This is a genomic window from Bacteroidota bacterium (assembly GCA_018816945.1).
Taxonomy (GTDB): domain Bacteria; phylum Bacteroidota; class Bacteroidia; order Bacteroidales.
Window position 1 is genome coordinate 24,619 of sequence record JAHIVC010000099.1, and the last position, 23,066, is coordinate 47,684.

At 36.8% G+C, this 23,066-nt stretch carries 13 protein-coding genes; 9 read left to right on the forward strand and 4 right to left on the reverse strand.

Annotation, left to right across the window (positions count from 1 at the left end; genetic code table 11):
* The first annotated feature begins 87 nt into the window (after positions 1 to 87).
* On the forward strand, positions 88 to 2,217 hold the full coding sequence (locus KKG99_14445; GenBank protein MBU1014194.1) for an elongation factor G: 2,130 nt from the start codon (positions 88 to 90) through the stop codon (positions 2,215 to 2,217).
* Positions 2,218 to 2,347: 130 nt separating this feature from the next.
* Here the strand turns inward: KKG99_14445 and KKG99_14450 are convergent, their stop codons facing one another.
* From KKG99_14450 to mnmA, 3 genes are all read right to left on the reverse strand, one after another.
* Positions 2,348 to 2,689: a hypothetical protein gene (locus KKG99_14450; GenBank protein ID MBU1014195.1), complete on the reverse strand. Its 342-nt coding sequence runs from the start codon at positions 2,687 to 2,689 to the stop codon at positions 2,348 to 2,350.
* Between the two features lie 578 nt (positions 2,690 to 3,267).
* Positions 3,268 to 4,407, reverse strand: a complete 1,140-nt coding sequence (locus KKG99_14455; GenBank protein MBU1014196.1) for an iron-containing alcohol dehydrogenase — start codon at positions 4,405 to 4,407, stop codon at positions 3,268 to 3,270.
* A 134-nt stretch (positions 4,408 to 4,541) separates the two neighbouring features.
* The gene (gene mnmA, locus KKG99_14460; protein ID MBU1014197.1) at positions 4,542 to 5,606 is read right to left on the reverse strand and encodes a tRNA 2-thiouridine(34) synthase MnmA; all 1,065 of its coding nucleotides are present in this window, start codon (positions 5,604 to 5,606) and stop codon (positions 4,542 to 4,544) included.
* Positions 5,607 to 5,877: 271 nt separating this feature from the next.
* On the opposite strand from mnmA, the gene KKG99_14465 reads away from it, so the two are divergent.
* Both KKG99_14465 and KKG99_14470 read left to right on the forward strand, forming a co-directional pair.
* Positions 5,878 to 8,163: a TonB-dependent receptor gene (locus KKG99_14465; protein MBU1014198.1), complete on the forward strand. Its 2,286-nt coding sequence runs from the start codon at positions 5,878 to 5,880 to the stop codon at positions 8,161 to 8,163.
* A 24-nt stretch (positions 8,164 to 8,187) separates the two neighbouring features.
* Positions 8,188 to 9,255, forward strand: a complete 1,068-nt coding sequence (locus tag KKG99_14470; GenBank protein ID MBU1014199.1) for a hypothetical protein — start codon at positions 8,188 to 8,190, stop codon at positions 9,253 to 9,255.
* 113 nt (positions 9,256 to 9,368) lie between these two features.
* Here KKG99_14470 and KKG99_14475 read toward each other — a convergent pair whose 3' ends face one another.
* The gene (locus KKG99_14475; protein ID MBU1014200.1) at positions 9,369 to 10,331 is read right to left on the reverse strand and encodes an NAD-dependent epimerase/dehydratase family protein; all 963 of its coding nucleotides are present in this window, start codon (positions 10,329 to 10,331) and stop codon (positions 9,369 to 9,371) included.
* A gap of 200 nt (positions 10,332 to 10,531) precedes the next feature.
* Between KKG99_14475 and kbl the strand changes: the two genes are divergently transcribed.
* The 6 genes from kbl (at position 10,532) to KKG99_14505 (ending at position 23,063) form a co-directional block, all read left to right on the forward strand.
* Positions 10,532 to 11,722, forward strand: a complete 1,191-nt coding sequence (gene kbl / locus KKG99_14480) for a glycine C-acetyltransferase (GenBank protein ID MBU1014201.1) — start codon at positions 10,532 to 10,534, stop codon at positions 11,720 to 11,722.
* A 108-nt stretch (positions 11,723 to 11,830) separates the two neighbouring features.
* A complete protein-coding gene (cysS, locus tag KKG99_14485; GenBank protein MBU1014202.1) occupies positions 11,831 to 13,351 on the forward strand; it encodes a cysteine--tRNA ligase in 1,521 nt (506 codons plus the stop codon).
* Between the two features lie 325 nt (positions 13,352 to 13,676).
* Positions 13,677 to 16,571 (forward strand): histidine kinase, encoded by a 2,895-nt coding sequence (locus KKG99_14490; protein ID MBU1014203.1) that lies wholly within the window; start codon positions 13,677 to 13,679, stop codon positions 16,569 to 16,571.
* A gap of 10 nt (positions 16,572 to 16,581) precedes the next feature.
* Complete coding sequence (locus KKG99_14495) at positions 16,582 to 17,319, forward strand: LytTR family DNA-binding domain-containing protein (protein MBU1014204.1); 738 nt, start codon at positions 16,582 to 16,584, stop codon at positions 17,317 to 17,319.
* A gap of 189 nt (positions 17,320 to 17,508) precedes the next feature.
* A complete protein-coding gene (locus tag KKG99_14500) occupies positions 17,509 to 22,395 on the forward strand; it encodes a hypothetical protein (protein MBU1014205.1) in 4,887 nt (1,628 codons plus the stop codon).
* 83 nt (positions 22,396 to 22,478) lie between these two features.
* Positions 22,479 to 23,063, forward strand: a complete 585-nt coding sequence (locus KKG99_14505; GenBank protein MBU1014206.1) for a hypothetical protein — start codon at positions 22,479 to 22,481, stop codon at positions 23,061 to 23,063.
* Positions 23,064 to 23,066 lie beyond the last annotated feature (3 nt).

Genomic DNA, 23,066 nt, shown 5'->3' on the forward strand with positions numbered 1-23,066 from the left:
AGTATTCCTTTTTATTATTGCATAGATTTTCATACTTTAGCAGCCCTTTAAGAGGAATAGAAAAATAATTTTTATAAACTACTAAAAATGAAGGTATATCAAACTAACGAAATTAAAAACCTAGCGCTTCTTGGAGGTGCAAAAACGGGGAAAACAACACTGGCAGAAGCAATGCTTTTTGAAGGTGGAGTGATAAATAGAAGAGGAAGCATAGACGATAAAAATACCGTTTCGGATTATCGTGACATAGAATTAGAACGACAAAATTCTATTTCTTCAACGGTACTATATGCAGAATTCGCTGACAAGAAAATTAATTTCATCGATGCTCCGGGTTTTGATGATTTTACAGGTGAAGTTATTGCAGCCTTAAAAGTAGTTGAAACAGCAGTTCTGGTTATTAATGCCCAAAACGGTGTTGAAGTAGGTACAGAAATTTCTTGGAGATATACCAGTAAAAATAACAAGCCTGTTATTTTTGCATTAAATCATCTCGAACATGAAAACTCAAATTTTGAAGAAACAGTTCGTCAATTAAAAGTTCAATTTGGAAAAAGTTGTACGATTTGTCAATATCCGGTTAATCAAGGATTAGGATTTAATGCTATCGTGGATTTAATTCAGATGAAAATGTACAAATTCAAAGATGATGCTAAAGCCGAAATTGTCGAAATTCCAGATTCTGAAATAGAAAAAGCAAAAGAACTCCAGTCCATATTAATTGAAGATTTAGCCGCAGTAGATGAAGCTTTGATGGAAAAATTCTTTGAAGCTGGAACCTTACAAGAAAAGGAAATGCAGCAAGGATTGAAACTTGGGATTACCTCAAGAAGTTTGTTCCCGATTTTATGTGTAAATGCTAAAAAAAATATGGGGGTTGCACGATTAATGCAATTTATAACCAATAACGCACCTAGCCCTAACGAAGTAGCTGCACCTAAAACAATAGAGGGAAAAGAAATTCCATGCAATCCTGCAAACCCACCTTCAGTCTTTATTTTTAAAACCGGTATTGAACCTCACTTAGGTGAAGTTTCTTATTTCAAAGTAATTTCAGGTCAAATTTCTGAAGGCTTTGATATGGTAAACACTAAGAACGGATCAAAAGAGCGGATTTCACAAATCATGATTACTGCCGGTAAAAACAGAGAAAAAGTTGAAAAAATAGTTGCCGGAGATATTGGGGCTACCATAAAACTTAAAAACTCTCATACCAATACATCCTTAACAACTGCAAAAAATACGAATGATTTTGTTGCCCCAATTGTATTCCCTGAACCCAAATATCGGGTTGCTGTAAAAGCAGTTAGTTCAACCGATGATGAAAAACTTGGAGCTGCATTGAATGAAATGCACCGTGTTGACCAAACTTTGTTGGTAAATTATTCAAAAGAATTAAGACAAATGATTTTACAGGGGCAAGGTGAGCTTCACCTTAATATTGTAAAATGGAAATTGGAAACCATTGAAAAAATTCCCGTTGAATATTTAACTCCAAAAATTCCCTATCGCGAAACGATTACAAAATCAGCTAAATCAATGTTCCGTCATAAAAAGCAATCGGGTGGTGCAGGGCAATTTGGTGAGGTTCATATGATGATTCAGCCTTATACCGAAGGAATGGCCGATCAAACTGAATTCCCAATTAGAGGCAGGGATGAGGTAAAATTAGACTGGGGTGGAAAACTAATAATGAATAATTGTATTGTTGGTGGAGCCATTGATGCCCGCTTCCTGCCTGCAATTATGAAAGGTTTAATGGAACGAATTGAAAATGGGCCATTAACCGGTTCGTATGCCAGAGATATTGTAGTTAATATTTATGATGGTAAAATGCACCCTGTCGATTCAAATGAGATTTCATTCAAATTGGCTGCCCGACATGCATTTAGAGATGCTTTCAAAAATGCGGGCCCAAAAATTCTTGAACCTATTTATGATGTTGAAGTTTTAGTTCCGGAAGACAGAATGGGTGATGTAATGACAGACCTTCAAGGTCGTCGTGCCATTATCATGGGAATGGATGCTGAAGGCAATTACCAGAAAATTAAAGCCAGAGTTCCGTTAGCAGAAATGAACCGTTACTCAACCGCTTTAAGTTCGATTACTTCAGGCCGTGCAATGTATGGAATGAAATACGCTGATTATACACAAGTACCAAGTGATATTCAGGATAAATTATTGAAAGAATATGAAGAAAGCCTGGAAGAAGAATAGGCCTGAAAACAATTTGATATACAAAAAAACCCGCCAAAATTGGCGGGTTTTTTATTGGATTTCAATTCACAGATTTGAATCAAAAACAGAATTATAATTAACAATTAACCTAACAAAGCCCATCTAAAATTTACCTTTCCCAAATCGTTTTTATAAATTTAGATTCGGTAATAAAAATTATCCCATTTATTTTCATATTTCCGATAAGCCCCCCAAGGTAACCCAGTGTATTACAATCCTCATCCATGACTTCCAACGTCATATCTGCGCCACAAAGACCTGGGTCAAACACATATACCTTTTCATTCATAAATTCATACTCCTTGACATTTGCCCCTTTGGTACATGCATAATCACTCTTTTCAAATTCCCGAATTTTATTATTCAAGCAATCGGATAAGCCAAAATCCTCTTTATCGCAGGCAACCAATGCTACCAGAGATAATATTATAACGATGTATATTTTTTTCATAATAATCAATTTAACGATACCTCATCTTTGGGGTAGCACGTATTAATGATGGCATAAAGATTAAAATGGTTGCGTGGGGTTTGAATTTTAGGGGTGACACCCAGCAGGGTGTCACCCCTCATGATTAATTATGGGATCTTTTGGAGATTAGAATGATTTTAAATTTTATTAATATGCAAGGGTTACCTTTTAGCAAGAACTGGAATTAATAGGTAATCTTCCTATTGATTTTTTATTTTTTATACTCCCCGATTATATTTATGAGACAATTGTCTTTTATAAAGTATATATAATATGAGTTATTAGATTTAGTAAATCACATAATGTATAAACACTAAAAACAATTACAATGGCAAAAATTAAATGGTTTTCAAGAGATAACCACTTTCTTGGGTTTAGGATCAGACCGGTGACATTAATCATTGTAATCATAATATTCTTGTTTTCCATGATCTACCCGTTTATAAAATAAATGAAACTTAATGAAATTGCCCATCATTCTATGGGCAATTTCACAACTTGCTTTTTATCCTTAGGGGTGACACCGTGCAGGGTGTCACCCCTAATTCCTCTAATTCTTACCAGAAAAGATCTAAAATCTTTGCATGATCATCATTGGTAAGTTTATGATTTGCACCACCAACTTTATTCAGATTCATTACCTCTAAAATTTCTGCTTTACTTTCCTTACCTGTTGCAATATCACTTAGTCTGATCGGACACTCGATTGATTTAAAATAAGCCTCGAAAGCATCAATGGTTTCATCTGCAGTTTTTACACCAAAAACATTTTGCCCCAAAAATGCAATCCGATCCGAAACTTTTTCTTTATGGAATTTCATCCAGGCAGGAATTACTATTGAGAGGCTTGCTCCATGAGCAACGTCGTAAAGTAATGATAAAATATGACCAATACTATGCACACCCCAATCACCTGATACCCTTCCGTACATGGTAGTCTGATTTAAAGCCATGGTTGCAGCATACATTATTTTTGCCCGCAAATCATAACTTTCTAAATCATTTAACAGCAGTTCTCCATTCTCCCTTGCTTCATTAATGATGGCGAATACCAGTTTATCAGACAAAGTAGCATCACCGGCTCCAAAATAAGCTTCAAGGCTATGTGCGATCAGATCTGCAATTCCAAATGCCGTATAATCCCTTGATACTGAAAAAGTGTTTTCCGGGTCAAGAAAAGAATGGCGATTATAGGTATGATCGCTTCCGTATCCCAGCTTTTGTTGGGTAGCTTTATTTTGCACCACAGCAAATGGATTCATTTCAGTTCCGGTAGCGGCCAAAGTAAGCACGGAAACCAATGGAATTGATGATTTAGGTTTTGCTTTTCCTGAATAAAAATCCCAGCCTGAATGATTTACAGGGATTGTTATTGAAATAATTTTTGCCGAATCAATAACACTTCCCCCACCTACAGCCAGAATTACATCAACCTTATTTTTCCTGCCCAATTCAGCCGCGGCATCCACATCCTCAATGATGGGATTTGGCCTGATTCCCCGATATTCAAAAATCTCCGCATTGATGCTTTTTAACTGTTGAATAGCCTTATCATAAATGCCATTTTTTTTAATTGATCCACTGCCATATACGAGTAAAACACGTTTACCATATTCTGCAACGGCATTTCCTAAGCCATTCATTACTCCTTTTCCAAAGTGTAGTTTGGTAGGATTATACATTATAAAGTTTTCCATTTTTTATTTTTTAGATATTAGATTCAAGTATTAACCTGCCTGCCGCAGGAAGGGATACAAGATTTGTTTTGTTCAAACGCTCAATGGTTCAGAAGTTCAGATTTTTTTCATTTTCAAATCTTCAAATTGCCAAATTAAGCAATCGTTCCGCTTCCAAAGCAAATTTGCTCAGTCTCATCATAAATCACCCCAAACTGCCCTGCAGCAATTCCTGCAATTGGTTCGTCGGAAGTTAAAATATACACATCCTCATTTTTGATCATTGATCCTCCTGTAAATTCAGGCGTATGACGGATTTTAAATTTAACTCGTTTTGGTGTAGAATAATCCTGATCGGGTCTTTCGTTGATCCAGTGAAAATATTTTAACTCGACCACATTTCCATATTGAGAAATGGGATCGTAACCATTTGAAATATAAATTATATTATTTTCAATATCCTTCTTTACCACAAACCATGGTCCCTGACTTAAACCCAATCCTTTTCTTTGACCAATTGTATGAAACCAAAAACCTTTGTGTTTGCCAAGTTTTTTGCCTGTTTCAAACTCAATCACATTGCCTTCCTTTTCCCCAACATAACGACGGATAAAATCATTGTAATTAATTTTTCCCAAAAAACAAATTCCCTGACTATCGGGGCGATGGGCGCTCGGCAGTTTCATTTCCTCCGCCAGGCGTCGAACTTCACTTTTCTGCAAATTGCCGATCGGAAACATTAATTTTTGAACCTGGGCTTTGGTAATTTGAGCCAAAAAGTACGTTTGATCCTTTCGTTTATCAGCTGCTGTTGCCAGATATTTTTCACCATTAATTTCTCTTGTACTCGCATAGTGCCCGGTTGTAATTAAATCAAAATCCTTGCCGTACAATTCTTCGAAAGCCCCGAACTTGATCATTTTATTGCACATCACATCAGGATTGGGAGTAAGCCCTTTTTTAACCTCATCCAAAGTATATCTGATTACACGTTCCCAATATAATTTCTGCAGATCAACAATTTCCATCTCCAGTTTATGCTTGTTGGCTATGTATGTGGTAATTTCTATATCCTCTTCTGATGGGCAATCGGTATAACCCGGTTCATCTTCCATCCCAATTTTTATATAAAAAATCGTAGGTTTATAACCCAGCTCAATCAATTTTGGGATGGTTACCGAACTATCAACTCCACCGGAAACCAAGGCTGCAATTTTCATTCAAAATATTTTTGTAAAGTTAAGTAAAGAATTTCAGATAAGATGCTCCTTAATCTCTTCAATCTTACCATTAAGCGATGCAAAAGCGATATGTATTTTGATTTTGTCTAAATTATTAGAAACTGTTTTTTATCCAGCTATTTAACTGTAGATTTGCACTCATAAATACATATTGTTTATGTGTTTATATGAGCCGGGTTTCTCGGTTATTTTTTTGAATATCGAATCGCATTTAATTACATATCGTTTAACTATTAACCATTTAATTCAAATGAAAAAAACAATTACATTCTTAGCCTGCCTGATAATAAGCATTGGTATGACTTACGGATTAGGTGTAGTGCATGGTAAAATAGCAGATAAAACAAGTGGAAATACATTATCTGGTGTTAATGTCCGATTACTTAACACTAATAAAGGAGCCAGTTCAGATCAGGATGGGAATTACAAAATTGAACTTGAATCTGGCATCCAACTGATTGAATTTAGTTATGTCGGATACGAAAATATTATTCGAACCATTAACATCAAAGATGGAAACACCATTGAATTGAACATACAGATGATTTCAACCGTTTTAAGTATAGATGAACTTGTTGTTACTGCATCTCGAATTCCTGAATATATGACCGAAATTCCGGGGCGGATTGAAGTAGTTAGTTTAAAAGATATTAAGGCAACATCTGCCAAATCGGTTGATGAATTACTGACCCAAACCTCAGGGGTAATCGTTGACAGATCATTGGGGATTTTTAGCAAATCGGTTGTTGGTATTAGAGGTATTGCAGGAGGAGAACAAGGCAGAATTCTTGTACTTCAAAATGGGGTACCAATCAATAAAACAGATGGTGGCAGTGTTAACTGGAACCGAATCAATGTTAACGATATTCAAAAAATAGAAATCTTTAAGGGCCCCGGATCTTCCATTTATGGAAGCAATGCGATGGGCGGAGTTATCAACATCTTAACCAAGAAAAACACCACGAAAGGTGTTCATGGATTTGTGAGTACAGATTATGGAACTTTCAATACTTTCTCACAAAATATTTCAATAGGTGGAAAATTAAAAGATGGAGCAAAAGGACTTTATTGGGGATTAACGGCCAATAACCGGACCAGTAATGGTTATATCAGTGTCCCTGATTCATTAATTGATGAAACTGTAATTGCCTCAGGCCTCAAAGAAAAAGGAATTACGGCCCGTATTGGTTATGATTTAGATGAAAAAAACAATGTAGAAATCGAATACAACTATTATGATGATGAACGCGGACGGGGCGAAAAAATCCAAACTGAACAAATTCGCGAATTTGATACTCATTTCCTCAGGGGAAAATGGCAAGGATCAAAGGGTGTGATGAAATGGGATATTAGTTCTTTTTATCAATTTGAAAACTATTTGGATATTCGGGAGAAGTTCAGTAAAAATAAATACAGCAGGTGGGATGTTAATTCTGAAAGAAAAGAAATGGGAGCACTGGCAAATGTTGTTGCAGATTTATACCATCACCGGCTCATTTTTGGAACAGATTTCAGAAATGGAAGTGTTGACGGTGCAGATGTTTACCAAACCTCAACCGACATTGTCCGTAATATTGGCTCAATGGACAATTTCGCACTCTATGCTCAGGACAAATACAGCATCACCGAAGCACTGAAATTAACCGCAGGAGTTCGTTTTGATATGATCAATTTTCATGATGGTGAATTCAGGATAGATGGTATGACCAGTGAAACTGATTTTATGGCAGGTTTTACTGGAAACCTTGAAGAACATAACTGGTCGGCTTTCACACCAAAGGCAGCCGTTCATTATACAATCAATAATCAAGTGAATACTTATGTTGCCTGGTCAAAAGGATTCAGGGCTCCAACATTGGACGATTTGTGCCGATCAGGTTTAATTTCCGGCGGATTTAAACTTGCCAATCCAAACCTTGGACCGGAAAGCGTGAACAGTTTTGAATGGGGCATGAACATGAACATAAGCCAAAAACTAAAAATGATGTCCAGTATTTACTTTATGAAAGGTCAGGATTTCATGTACTACCTGAATACAGGCGATTTTGTGATGGGCGGTAAAAAACCTGTTTTACAAAAAGCAAACATTACCGAAGTTTCTTTAATGGGTATCGATCTTGATCTTAAATATCAATTGAACGAAAAGCTAAATCTTTATGCCAATTATACCTTTACGAAATCAAAAATCAAAAAATTTGATGAGCAGCCTGAATTGGAAGGAAAGGCACTAACATACACACCAAAACATATGATAAATACGGGTTTCGGCTATGAAGATAAAATTGTTAACTTCTCCGTTAATTTCCATTACCAAGATAAGCGTTATAGGGATGATTCCAATACGGATGTGTTAAAAGGATACTCAACCTTTGATGCTAAATTGTGGAAAGAAGTTAAATGCGTGAACATCAAATGGATCAAAAGTTGGAATTTTACTTTAGATGTCAGTAATTTGATGGACAAAACTTATTTGGTATATTCCGATCAGATCAGTATTGGAAGATTTATTACCGGAGGTATTAGTATTTCATTCTAACAAAAAAAAATAAAAATTTGAATTATGAAAAAGCAGATATTCAGTTTAATAGCATTGCTGGCAATAAGCCAATTTAATTTTGCACAGAATTTCAAAACGCAATTGGTAAAGGATAAATCAGAAAGGGACGCTACCGATCGTACCAATAATTTCTATGACAATGAAGATACTTATTTACTTCCTCATTCGATGAAGTTAGAAATTTCAGGTGAAATTGCAAATCCGGGAATTATCGATATCAGCAAATTACCGCTACATTCGGTAATTGTAAAAGAAGCCTTACCTAAAGGAAATACGACCGAATTTATTGGATCGTACCGATACGATGGGGTTTCATTATACGATATCCTAAACGAGTATATTTTGGCGAAAAAGAATGCCAAAGAATTTCGTCCGATCATTGATTTATATGTTGAAGTTGAGAACGACAAGGGAGAAAAGGTTTGTATTAGTTGGGGCGAATTGTATTATCCTGTTCATTTACATGAAATCATCATCGCTACAAAGGTGATGCACATCGTTCCAAGCAAAACCAAAGAATATTGGACACTTCCAACAGAATCAAAACTCATTATAGCTTCTGATTTATTGACTTGCCGTAATATTTTAAACCCGACAAAAATTACCATCAAATCACTGGATAAAAACTTTGTGGTAAATCAGGGTATGGAAAATATGTGGAGTGAAGAATTAAAAGTTACAAAGAATGGAAAAGTAATGGATGTTTACAACCAACTTCCCACAGAATTGCCCGATCTTACTTATCCCAATATTTTTTATGGAAGAGGAAAAGGAATTCATGGTGTAACACCCTTTGTTGGCTCAGAGCTAAAATCTTTTCTAAATAAATACATCCAATTGAATGAAAAAAATATAAGAACCGGTATGGTTACAATTTCCGGGTTGGATGGTTATCGTGCTGCTTACACAGTCAGTGAAATTATAAATAGAAATGATCAGAGTGAAATCCTGATTCTCGATAAAAATAATTATGAAGGTGCCGGACGGTTTTCAATTTATCCTGCATGTGATTTCTTTTCCGATCGTGCTATCAAATCAGTTTCCGAAATACATATCGATCTGCAGCAATAAGGAAAAAGAATGAACAACAATCGTATATCAACTGTATTACTATTGTATGACAAATAAAAATAAGACTTTTAAGCAGGCTTGCTCAAAAGTCTTATTTTTATATCCTTTTAAATTTAAATCAATCCTTTTTTGTGTTTTTCACCAATGGCTTTTAACATATCCTGAGTCATAGCATCCAAATCGTAACTTGGTTCCCAACCCCATTCTTCTCTGGCAGCAGTATCATCAACAGAATTTGGCCAGGAATCGGCTATCTTCTGACGGAAGTCTGGTTCATATGAAATTGTAAATTCAGGGATGTATTTTTTAATCGAGTCAGCCAATTGTTTCACGGTAAAACTCATGGCTCCAACATTAAAATCGGAGTGATGTTTTAGTTTTGAATAATCCGCTTGTAAAAGATCAATTGTAGCTTTTAAACAGTCGGGCATATACATCATGGGCAAACGAGTATCCTCTTTTACAAAGCAGGTGTATTTTTTGTGTTTGATTGCTTCATAATAAATAGCTACGGCATAATCGGTTGTACCACCACCCGGAAGGGTTTCGTTACTGATGATTCCGGGATATCTCAATCCGCGTACATCCAAACCATATCTTCTTACATAATAATCAGCCAATAATTCACCGGCCACTTTGGTTACTCCGTACATGGTAGTAGGGCGAAGGATGGTTTCCTGTGGAGTGTTGTCGACGGGTGTTTCAGGGCCAAAAACAGCGATTGAACTCGGAACCAGTACTTGTTTCATATTCAATTCGCGGGCCACTTCCAAAACGTTGATCAGACCGTTCATGTTTACATTCCAGGCCAACATTGGATTTTGTTCGCCAGTGGCCGATAAAATGGCCGCCATGTTGATGATTACATCAATTTCATGTTTTTTACAAACTTCGGTTAGTTTTTCACGTTCCGTTGCATCAAAAAATTCAAAAGGTCCGGAGTTCATTAATTTTTCGGAAGGAGCTGTTTTTCTTCCATTGGCAACAACATTTTCGTTTCCATAAATTCTTCTTAACTCAAGGGTTAATTCGGAGCCAATTTGTCCAACAGATCCAATGACTAAAATTTTCTTCATATTGTATGTTTTTTATGTAGTGTTATATAATTAACAAAAAGCGTGGCAAATGTAATCAAATTTACAAAAAGAGGGGACTTCTTTTTAGGTTTTTCAAGTTTATTTTGCTGTAAACAATCCATTTAAAACACAAAATGTACTATATTTGCGCCACGTAATGAAAAGCAAATATTACTTGTTATAAATAAAACATTATTAAAATGTACGGTAAAATAAAAGAACATCTACAAAAAGAAATAGCCGATATTAAAGAAGCCGGCTTATTCAAAAACGAACGTATTATTACAACCCCTCAAAAAGCGGATATTAAAGTCAGTACCGGCGAGGATGTATTAAACTTTTGTGCAAACAATTACCTTGGTTTGTCAAACCACCCACGATTGATTGCAGCAGCTAAAAAAGGGTTGGATTCACACGGATATGGAATGTCGTCTGTACGTTTCATTTGCGGGACCCAGGATTTACACAAAACATTAGAAGCTAAAATTGCTGAATTTTTTGGTACCGAAGATACCATTCTTTATGCAGCTTGTTTTGATGCCAATGGTGGAGTATTTGAACCTTTGTTCAACGAAGAGGATGCGATTATTTCGGATTCACTGAACCATGCTTCTATTATCGACGGTGTTCGCCTATGTAAAGCACAGCGCTATCGCTATAATAATGCCGATATGGCCGATCTTGAAGTAAAATTGATTGAAGCACAAGCACAACGTTTCAGAATTATTGTTACGGATGGTGTATTTTCAATGGATGGAAACGTAGCTCCTTTGGATAAAATCAACGAACTAGCTAAAAAATACGATGCTATGATCATGGTTGACGAATGTCACTCTGCCGGCGTTGTTGGTAAAACAGGCCGTGGAGTAACCGAACTTTTCAATATTCGCGGCGAAGTTGATATCATTACCGGAACCCTTGGAAAAGCCTTTGGTGGTGCCATTGGTGGATTCACAACCGGGCGTAAAGAAATCATTGACATTTTGCGTCAGCGTTCTCGTCCTTATTTGTTCTCTAACTCAATCCCACCAGCTGTAGCCAGTGCGGGTATCGAAATGTTCGACATGATGGCCGAAACTTCTGAATTGCAGGATAAATTGCACAAAAATACCGAGTATTTTGTTGGAAAAATGACTGAAGCAGGATTTGATATTAAACCTACCAAATCTGCTATTTGCGCTGTGATGCTTTACGATGCAAAACTTTCACAGGTGATGGCTTCCAATTTATTGCAGGAAGGCATTTATGTGATCGGGTTCTATTATCCAGTGGTTCCAAAAGATCAGGCACGTATCCGTGTTCAATTGTCAGCCGGACACGAACAAAAACACCTTGACAAATGTATCACAGCCTTTACCAAAGTGGGTAAAGAATTGGGCGTTTTGAAATAATCCAAAAAACAAAACTATATTCGCAGCCCACGGTTAGACCGTGGGCTGTTTTTTTTATGCATCTAATGAATTCTTAGTAAATTTGTCTTAACAACCAATCTAATCTCAATGGAAAACAATCTTATCATATATAATACCCTGAGCCGTAAAAAAGAACTTTTTCGACCTTTGAATAGTCCATTTGTTGGGATGTATGTTTGCGGACCCACCGTTTATGGCGATGCCCATCTGGGACATGCCCGTCCGGCCATTACGTTCGATCTTGTCTATCGATATCTTCTTCATTTGGGATATAAAGTACGTTATATTAGGAACATTACTGATGTTGGTCATCTGGAAGCTGATGCCGATGAAGGTGAAGATAAGATTGCTAAAAAGGCCAGAATTGAAAAATTGGAGCCAATGGAAGTGGCACAATATTATATAAATCGTTACCGCGATAATATGCGGCAATTAAATGTTTTACCACCAAGTATCGAACCTCAGGCATCAGGCCATATCATTGAGCAAATTGAAATGGTCCGGAATATTTTGGAGAAAGGTTATGCTTACGAAACCAATGGTTCCTTATATTTTGATGTTGAAAAATACAATCAATCGCATCCTTACGGAATTCTTTCCGGTCGAAAAATCGAAGATTTGATGGCAAATACCCGAGAACTTGAAGGTCAGGATGAAAAGAAAAATCCCATGGATTTTGCGCTTTGGAAAAAAGCACAACCCGAACATATCATGCGATGGCCCTCTCCCTGGAGTGATGGTTTCCCCGGTTGGCACATGGAATGCTCTGCCATGGGATGTAAATATTTAGGTGAACAATTCGATATTCATGGTGGTGGCATGGATTTGATGTTCCCACATCATGAAGCGGAAATTGCCCAATCACAGATTGCCAATGGCAAACAAGCCGTAAAGTATTGGATGCACAATAATATGGTAACGCTGGATGGACAAAAAATGGGTAAATCCTTAGGTAACGCGATCGATTTACAAGCGACATTTAGTGGCGACCATAAATTGATGGAACAGGCTTACAGCCCTATGACCATCCGTTTCTTTATTCTTCAGGCTCATTATCGTTCCACTTTGGATTTTTCAAACGCAGCATTGCAAGCAGCGGAAAAAGGTTTAGCCAGATTACTCAGAGCCACAGAAACACTCCATGGATTAAAAGCTAGTGATAAATCTGATTTTAATGTTCAGGAATTAATACAGAAATGCTATGATGCCATGAACGATGATTTCAATAGTCCTATTACAATAGCCAATCTGTTTGATGGGGTAAGATGGATCAATTCGGTAAACGACGGTAAAGCCAGTCTGGATTCAAAAGATTTAGAAGCCCTTAAAAAGCTTTACAACGATTTTGTGTTTGATATTTTGGGATTAAAAACGGAAGAAACAAATACTTCTAGAAATGATGAGGTGGTAGAAAAATTATTAGAAGCCTTATCAAATGCAAGACAACGTGCTAAGGAAACCAAAAACTGGACTGAGTCTGATAAAATAAGAAATGATCTTGCCAATGCTGGAATTATTGTTCTGGATCAAAAAGACAATGTTAGCTATGAAATTAAAGATATGATGAACAGAATCTTTAACATAAACTCAGCTCCTAAGACAGAATAAAGAAAATTCTTAAAATTGACTATCCCCATGGCAAGCCAAGGAATTTTTTGCCAACTTTATTTCAGCAAGCTGAAAATCGATTTTTCTTTTTTTAACCCCTCTACCTACGGCATCTCCCCTAAAAATAGGGGAGAGAGTTTGGAAACCCCGATTCAAGCATCGAGGAATTTTAAGACTAAATAACTTTCACCAAAAAATAATTTTTCTTCCCTTTCTGGATCAGGATATATTTTTTTCAGCAGACAATATATTTTTATTTATCTTTATATACTCCCATTTTAATATAGACTAAAATAATTAATAGAGGGTTAGCTTCGTTTGGAAAATGAAGAAATTAGCTTTTTTAACAATAATACTGATTATTTCTCTTAAAGTTAATTCTCAGGAGTTCGCTACTCGACTATATACCCCACAACAAGATGGGTTACTTCATATTCAGGTGCGATGTGTGAAGCAAGCATCAGATGGCCGGATATGGGTTGGGACCCAGGGAGGATTAAGCTGCTTTGATGGACTGGAATTTAAGAATTATACTGAACAAGATGGATTATCTGCCAACTTAATCTATGACATTCAACCCTGGAAAGATTCTATTTTTGTTGTCACACGAGATGGAATTGATATAATTGTCGATGGAAAAATAATTAATTATTTTTCAGATGAGAAAATTAAATTTGTCAGGGGGAAATTTAAAATAGATGAAGAATATCAATACCTTATTGCTTACGACTATAATCAATCTTTTCTTTTTGACATCAGAAAAAAAGAAATGCACCTATTTCCTGACTCCCTGCAAACAAAAGGAAATCTTATTGCAGACATAACTGAAAATTCTATCATCATTGGTAAAGGAAACACCCTTTATGAATTACCTTTTGGCAGCGAAGAATTTAAAACTGTTTTTGAATTTAAGACCAATATTGGCAGAATAGAAATTTTTAACGATCACATTTTTGTGCTTTGCTATCATCCTGATTATCCAAACGAAGAAAGGGGGATTATGCACCAACTTGTAAATAATGAGGGAATAATTAACGAAATTCCTTTTAAAATTAATAATGGTTTAACTTTTACAGGCGATGAATTCATAGATCATTATTGGGTTTTTTCGAAATACGGAAATAATTTTTTATCAACTAATGAGGGCCATTTAGTCTATTTTGATAATAAAAAACCTACAATTTATTCAAAAAAATATAATTTTATTAATGGTGCTACTGAAGATCAGAATGGGAATGTTTGGATTGCTACAGAAAAAGGCTTGTTAAAAATTTTTACCAAAAAATTTCAATATTACACTCCCGAACAAGGCTTTACTGAAAATGTATGGACAGCCGCAGGGATTAACGATTCCCTTATGTTATTTGGATCGTATAATAATCGTATTCATGTTTATAAAAATCAAAAAGATTTAAAAATTAATGATTCTGGTGCGTTTTATCATTCAAGTTATTCAGGGGCATGTTATGGTTTTCATAATGATTTATTGGTTTGTACTTTCCCTGGAATTGCCAGATATGATTTCACTACCAACAAGATATACATCATCAACGACAAGATGCCGGAACCTTCCCTAACTTTATATAAAGATGACCTAAATAAAAGAGTGCTTGTTGGCAATTTACGGACACTGGTTTCATTAAACGATGATTATAGCACTGAACGATTGTTTGATTTAACCAGCATTGGCAATTTCTATACCATCATATCAATTGCTGTCAAAGACAATAAAATATTATTGGGTTTAACAAAGGGACTTTTAGAGTTTGACCCCATTACAAAAAGTGCCCATTATATTATCAATGATAATATCAGATTTAATTCCATCCTAGTTGATGATGCCGGGGCAATTTGGGCTGCCACCAGCAAAGGCTTAATGCATATCACAAAAGACACTTCATACTTTATTCAGGGAATTGAAAATCCAAATGAGCTATATGGAATAATAAGTGTTAAAAATAAATTATTTACAACAAGCCAAACAACACTTTATACGGTTGATTTAAAAGAATACGATCAAACAAAAAGCAATTATCTTAAATCCTATGATTTATCCGATGGTTTTCAGGGTAACGGCCCACATCAAAATGCTTTTTTTACCGATTATGAAAATAATATCTGGTTACCCGCATCAACGGCTGTAGTTAAAATTTTCCCGAGCCAATTCGAAAACAATAGTCAACTTTTAAATACAGAAATTGTTGATTTCGGTATTTCTGATGGAAAAACAGATTTCATTTCTCTAAATATAAACGAAGATTTAGCCATATCATATTCGCAAAACAATGTTAAATTAACCTTTGTTGCAGTAAACCAGATAAACCCTGAAAAAACAGAATACTCTTTTACCTTGGAAAATAGTAAAAGGAAATGGCATGCTGTGCAAAAAGAACGTTACGCTTCATTTATCAACTTGCCTCACGGAAATTATATATTCACAGTAAAGGCATCTTCTGAAAATTCATTTGAAAAGTCGCAGGAATCAGTCCTGTTTTTTACCATTCGCGCACCATTTTGGTATCAATGGTGGTTCTTAATTTTTGTATTCTTTTCATTTACCGGGATGGTTATTGGTGTGATTAAATTTGTCAAACTCAAAGAACAGAAAAAAAAATATATAAAAACCGAACTGCTTCAACTTAAAAACATCGCTTTATCCCTTCAAATAGATCATCATTTTATTGCCAATTGTACCTCAAAAATTGTGATCCTAAACGAGTCCGGAAACTTTAATGAAGCAAACAATTATACTCGTACATTCTCAAATTTTCTTAAATCGAACCTCAAACACCTTAGGGCAGATGAAATTACTTTGGAAGATGAATTAACGATTATTAAACACTATGTTGAACTTGAACAGTTGTATGGCAAAAGATTTAAATTTGATCTGAACCTAGATAAAAACATTGAACCAACACAAATAAATATTCCTCCTTTTTTGATTCAGCCCTTGGTGGAAAACGCGATTAAACATGGCGCCAAAAAATGTGATGAGGGTATTGGTGAAGTATCAATTGAGATTCAATCAATCAATAAACAACTTTTCATAAATATATCCGATAATGGGCCGGGAATGGACAGCAAAAATGAATTTACCGATGGAAATAGGTTGAGCCTGGATATCATCAAGGACAGATTGAGGTTAATTGGGAAAAGTGCAGGAATAAATTTTAACAGCTCTGAAAAAGGCACAAAATTTATTATTACTTTACCATTGTAATTTTAAAAATATGATCAATGCAGTAATCATCGACGACGAACCTTTCCACAGCAACCATTTAAAAAAGTTATTAACTGAATATTGTCCAGAAGTTAGTATTATTAAGGAAATAAGTTCCGGGAAGAAAGCCATTAAAGATTTGGCAAAACAAGATTTCGATTTGGTTTTTTTCGATGTGATGTTGGGAGACATGACCGCTTTTGATGTCCTTAAACAAATTGCTGATTATCGGTTCCATATTATTTTTATTACCGCTTATGATGATTTTGCGATAAATGCCTTTAAAGTCAATGCCATCGATTATCTCCTAAAGCCCATTGAAGGAAAGAATTTACAAAAAGCTGTTGAAAAAGCTATGAAACAAATCTTTTCGGAAAACGAGAAACATAATTTATTGTTTGATTTTAACCTGTCAAAATCAAAATGTATTTGTATTTCCGAAAGTAATTCATATACATTTATCCCATGCACAAGTATTCAATACTGCAAATCGAGTGGGAATTACACCGAAATATTTTATGAAGAAAGCGGTGTACAACAAAAAGTGCTTGCCACCAAAAATCTTCTGTATTTTGAAAAGAAACTTCTTAACTACCAATTCATACGCATTCATCAATCGGTATTGGTGAACCGTGAAAATATCCGTAAAATAATTAAAAAAACGGGCGAATTGATTTTGAATAATGAAATGAAGTTTGAGATAGCCCGCAACCGGAAAAATGCAATTTTAAAATTACTCATAGAATAAATACCTATTTGCATTTCTTCCCTTTTCTTTGGAAACCCATAAATCCAATCTCAAAATAACAGAATCAATGCTGCTTATAACCAAATATTAAGTGGTTATTCTTATTAAATGACTGATTGATTGCTTATAGTAAATTTGTTTGTAAGCCCAGTATTGCAACACCAATATTCAAATTAACGATAAGTTATAATGAAAAAATTCATCCCAATTTTATTCTTAGGAATAATTTTAAGCTCAATAATTTATGTAAGCTGCAAAAAAGAAGTCGCAAAAGTTATTCCTGCCATTAAAGCATTAGCTGTGACTAACATTACAGCAAACTCAGCTACATCGGGAGGAGAGGTTACTGCAGATGGCGGTGCACCAGTAACAGCTCGTGGAATGTGCTGGAGCTTAAACCAAAACCCAACTACTGTAGATACTAAAACAAGCAATGGTTCAGGTATAGGCAGTTTCACAAGTTCGATAACCGATTTAACTCCGGGTACAACCTATTATATAAAGGCATACGCCATAAACTCCGTTGGAACTTCATACAGCAGCCAATCAACATTTACAACTTTGGCTTTGGCACCTGTTTTAACCACTACTGACTTGACCGCTGTTACTTCTACTTCAGCAAATAGCGGTGGTAATATATCCAACGATGGTGGGTCTCCGGTAACAGCACGTGGAGTATGCTGGACCACTACTCAAAACCCAACCATTGCTGATAGTAAAACAACAGATGGCACAGGTACAGGTGAATTTACAAGTTCCATTACGGGATTAACTCCCGGGTCAACTTATTATATCAGAGCTTATGCCACCAATAGCATAGGAACTTCGTATGGAAACCAAATCAGTACAACCACAACTGCTATTCTACCAACTGTAGCTACTACTCCTGTTACAGCTATAGCTTCAACAACAGCTACAAGTGGAGGTAATATCACCGATGATGGGGGAGCTGCTATAACTGCCCGAGGAGTTTGTTGGAGCATTACACAAAACCCTACCATTGCTGATAATAAAACTACAGATGGCACAGGCACAGGCGTTTACACCAGTTCCATGACTGACTTAACTCCCGGTGCAACTTATTACATCAGGGCTTACGCCACCAATAGCATAGGAACAGCTTATGGAAACCAAATAACAATTACAACTTTGGCTATTTTACCGACAATCACAACTACTGCTGTAACTGCTATTACATCAGCAACGGCAACAAGCGGTGGTAATATTACAAACGATGGAGGTGCATCAGTGACTTCCCGAGGAGTTTGTTGGAATACAAGCCAAAACCCGACCACAGCCGATAATAAAACCTCAAATAGCACAGGAACAGGTGTATTCACAAGTTCTCTGACAGGATTAACACCGGGAACGACTTATTATGTAAGGGCTTATGCAACAAATAGCATCGGTACATCCTATGGTAGTCAGGCCACCTTCACAACTTTGTCTGTACTTCCTGTTTTGGTCACTACAGATGTTTCATCAATTACCTCCACAACTGCAAGTAGTGGCGGTAATATTATTTCTGATGGTGGAGCACCTGTTACTTCCCGTGGTGTTTGTTGGAGTACTTCTTCCTCTCCTATAATTACCGACAGTAAAACCATCAATGGCAATGGAACAGGATCCTTTACTTCAAATTTATCAGGTTTAACGGCTAATACTTTATACTATGTTAGAGCCTACGCCACAAATAGCCAGGGGACAGCATATGGCAATCAATTATCTTTTTTAAGCACAGTTGGAGTTACTGGAACTTTTACCGACTCAAGAGATGGGAAAATTTATAAAACTGTTAAAATAGGTAGCCAAACCTGGATGGCCGAAAATCTGGCTTACCTGCCCGCAGTAAGCCCATCATCAAATGGGTCTGAAACTGCACCTTATTATTATGTATATGGTTACGAAGGAACCAGTGTAAGTTCAGCAAAAGCTACTGCTAATTTCGCAACTTATGGTGTTTTGTATAATTGGCCTGCCGCAAAGACAGCTTGCCCCAACGGTTGGCATTTACCAAGTGATGCCGAATGGACAACCCTTACAACTTATTTGGGGGGCGAAAGTGTTGCGGGAGGTAAACTAAAAGAAACAGGCACAAGCCATTGGCTAAGCCCGAATACTGGAGCAACCAATAGCAGCGGCTTCACGGCTCTACCGGGTGGTGGCCGTAACGGTTATGGTGGTTTCTACGTTATTGGCAGCCAAGGTCACTGGTGGAGTTCTACAGAGTACTATACATACTATGCCTGGAGCCGGACAATCTACAATGGTAATGAAGGTGTAAGCCTTTACTACAACTATGAAGGAAATGGGTTTAGTGTTCGTTGCATAAAGAGTGAGGGGCAAACATCAACCCTACCAACTGTTACCACAAGTTCAATTTCAAATATAGATCAAACTACTGCCACTGGAGGTGGGAATGTTACTAGTGATGGAGGAGCATCAGTGACTGCAAAAGGAATTTGTTGGAGCACTTCTTCCTCTCCTACAATAGCCGACAGCAAAACTATAGATGGTAACGGATTAGGAACTTTTAGCTCTAATATAACAGGGTTATCTGGAAATGTTCAATACTATGTTCGTGCTTATGCTACAAACAACCAGGGAACTGCTTATGGAAACCAAGTAACATTTACCACAGAACAGGCATTGTCACAACCAACTGTTACCACAACCTCAATTACAAGCATTACCCAAACCACCGCTATCGGTGGGGGAAATGTTATGACTGATGGTGGAGCACCTGTTACTTCCCGTGGTGTTTGTTGGAGTACATCTACTTCTCCAACTACTGCCAACAGCAAAACTACTGATGGGACAGGAACAGGTACTTACACCAGTTCAATTACTGGATTAGTTCCTGGTACAACTTATTATATCAGAGCTTATGCAACAAATAGCCAAGGAACTACTTATGGTGTACAGGTTACCTTTACTGCACTTTTAGGCGGTGGCACTGGTAACGTAACGGATGTTGAAGGCAATGTTTATCAAACTGTTACCATTGGTACACAGGTGTGGATGGTTGAGAACCTTAAAACAACAAAGTACCAAGATAATACATCTATCCCGTTGGTTACCGACAATGCTGCATGGAGCAACTTAATAACCCCCGGTTATAGTTGGTATAACAATGATGCAGTAAATAAAGCTACTTATGGAGCATTGTACAACTGGTACACCGTGAACACAGGTAATCTTTGCCCAACAGGATGGCATGTGCCTACTAATACCGAATGGACAACCCTCACAAGCTATTTGGGTGGTACGAGTATTGCGGGTGGCAAATTGAAAGAAACTGGCACAAGCCATTGGCTAAGCCCAAATACAGGCGCAACCAACGAAACAGGCTTTTCAGCAGTTCCGGGTGGCGACCGTAACGACCTCACTGGAAGATTTTACAACATTGGGTTTGGTGGTAACTGGTGGAGTTCCTCAGAGACTGGTACAGAGTATGCCTGGTCTAGGGGAATGGGCTACTATGACAGCGATGTCTATGTCTCAAGCTATCGTAAGCAAAGCGGGCTTTCTGTACGTTGTATTAAGGGTGATAACTATCCTCAACAAATTCCTGTCTTAACAACTACCACTCCAACAATCATTTCTGCTGGCTCCGTTCAAAGTGGAGGTAATATCACAAGCGATGGTGGAGCTGTAGTGACTTCCCGTGGAGTATGCTGGAGCACGAGCCAGAACCCTACAACGGAAAATAGCAAAACAACGAATGGAACAGGCACAGGCATTTTCACAAGTACCATTACAGGATTAACTGTCGGTGCAACCTATTACATAAGAGCTTATGCCACTAATAGTATTGGAACTGCTTATGGAAACCAGATAAGTACTACCATAACGGCAATCATACCAACCATAACAACTACTTCTTTAACAGCTATTACATCAACCACTGCAACTAGTGGAGGTAATATAACCGATGATGGAGGAGCAGCAGTGACTGCCCGAGGGGTTTGCTGGAATACAAGCCAGAACCCAACAATCGCAGATAGCAAAACAACGGATGGAACAGGCACAGGTATTTTCACAAGTTCTATTACAGGATTAACTCCCGGTGCAACCTATTATATCAGGGCTTACGCCACCAATAGCATCGGAACTGCTTATGGAAACCAGATGAGTACTACCATAGCGGCTATCATACCAACAATAACAACCATTAATGTTACAGACATTACATCAACCACTGCATCAAGTGGAGGTAATATCACTAGTGATGGTGGAGCACCAGTAACTGTGCGAGGAGTATGCTGGAGCACGAACCAGAACCCTACTACGGCAGACAGCAAAACCTCTGATGGAACAGGAACTGGCATATTTACAAGTTCCCTTACAGGATTAATAGTAGGCACAACATATAATTTAAGAGCCTATGCTACTAACTTAGTAGGCACTGTTTATGGCAACGTTATATCGTTTCATATACAGATTAGTGAGATAATCTTTAATCCTAATATAACTTATGGAACAGTAACTGATACTGTTGGGAATGTGTACAAAACAATAATAATTGGCACGCAAACTTGGATGGCTGAAAATTTGAGAACTACCAGGTACAAAAATAATTTATCTATCCCATTGGTTACCGATCATATTACTTGGAGCAACAAAACAAACTCAGCTTATTGTTGGTTTAACAATGATGCAGCAACTTATAAATCTACTTATGGAGCATTGTACAACTGGTACACCGTGAACACAGGTGATCTTTGCCCAACAGGTTGGCATGTACCTACGGATGACGAATGGACAACCCTTACAACCTATTTGGGAGGTATAAGTGTTGCGGGTGGCAAATTGAAAGAAACTGGCACAAGCCATTGGCTAAGCCCAAATACAGGAGCAACCAACGAAACAGGCTTTTCAGCCGTTCCGGGTGGCTACCGTGGCGACACTGGGTTGTTCTTCTACTCTGGGCGCGAAGGTGGATTTTGGTGGAGTTCTACAACGTCCAATACGAGCGCAGCCTGGTATAGGATAATGTACTTCGGTGGCTACAACGTAGGTCGGAACTACGACTCTAAAAAAGATGGGGCTTCTGTTCGTTGTATTAAGGATTAAATATTTACTAAACTCAACCCTATGATCTTATAACAAGTTACTATCAAATTATTAAAACTCCTATCAAACCTAACATTTAGAATATGAATACAATTAATGATTCAAGAATGAAAAAAATTGCAATAGATATTTTTGAGGTATCTAAATTATTTCCTGGTAAAATAAAGGTGAAACAGATGGAAGAACCAGTGCCTAAGGAAGAAATTATGATAGATTTTGATTGTGATTTTGAAGCAGAATACCAAATTGACAATCAAGCTGTTATTGAGAAAATTAAAGAAATTGCAAAAAGAGGTTATGATGATCATGTTATTGTAATAGCAAATAAGCAAGAGTTGAAATATGAATTGTATTCCCATAGTGGTTCGAATTATTCTAAATCTTCCGCAACTTCAACCTATTCAAAATCATCCGGTAATAGTGGCGGGTGTTTTATAGCAACTGCTGTATATGGGACTCCTTATGCCAATGAAGTTATCATCCTTAAAGAATTTAGGGATAATTGGTTATTGAATTTCAGATTCGGAAAAATATTCATAAAGTTCTACTATCTTATTTCACCTCCAATAGCCAATAAAATTTCTAAAAGCAAATTACTAAAGACTTTTACAAAAATTACATTAATAATCCCTGTAATTAAAATTGCAAAACATTTTAAAAGAAAGTAAATT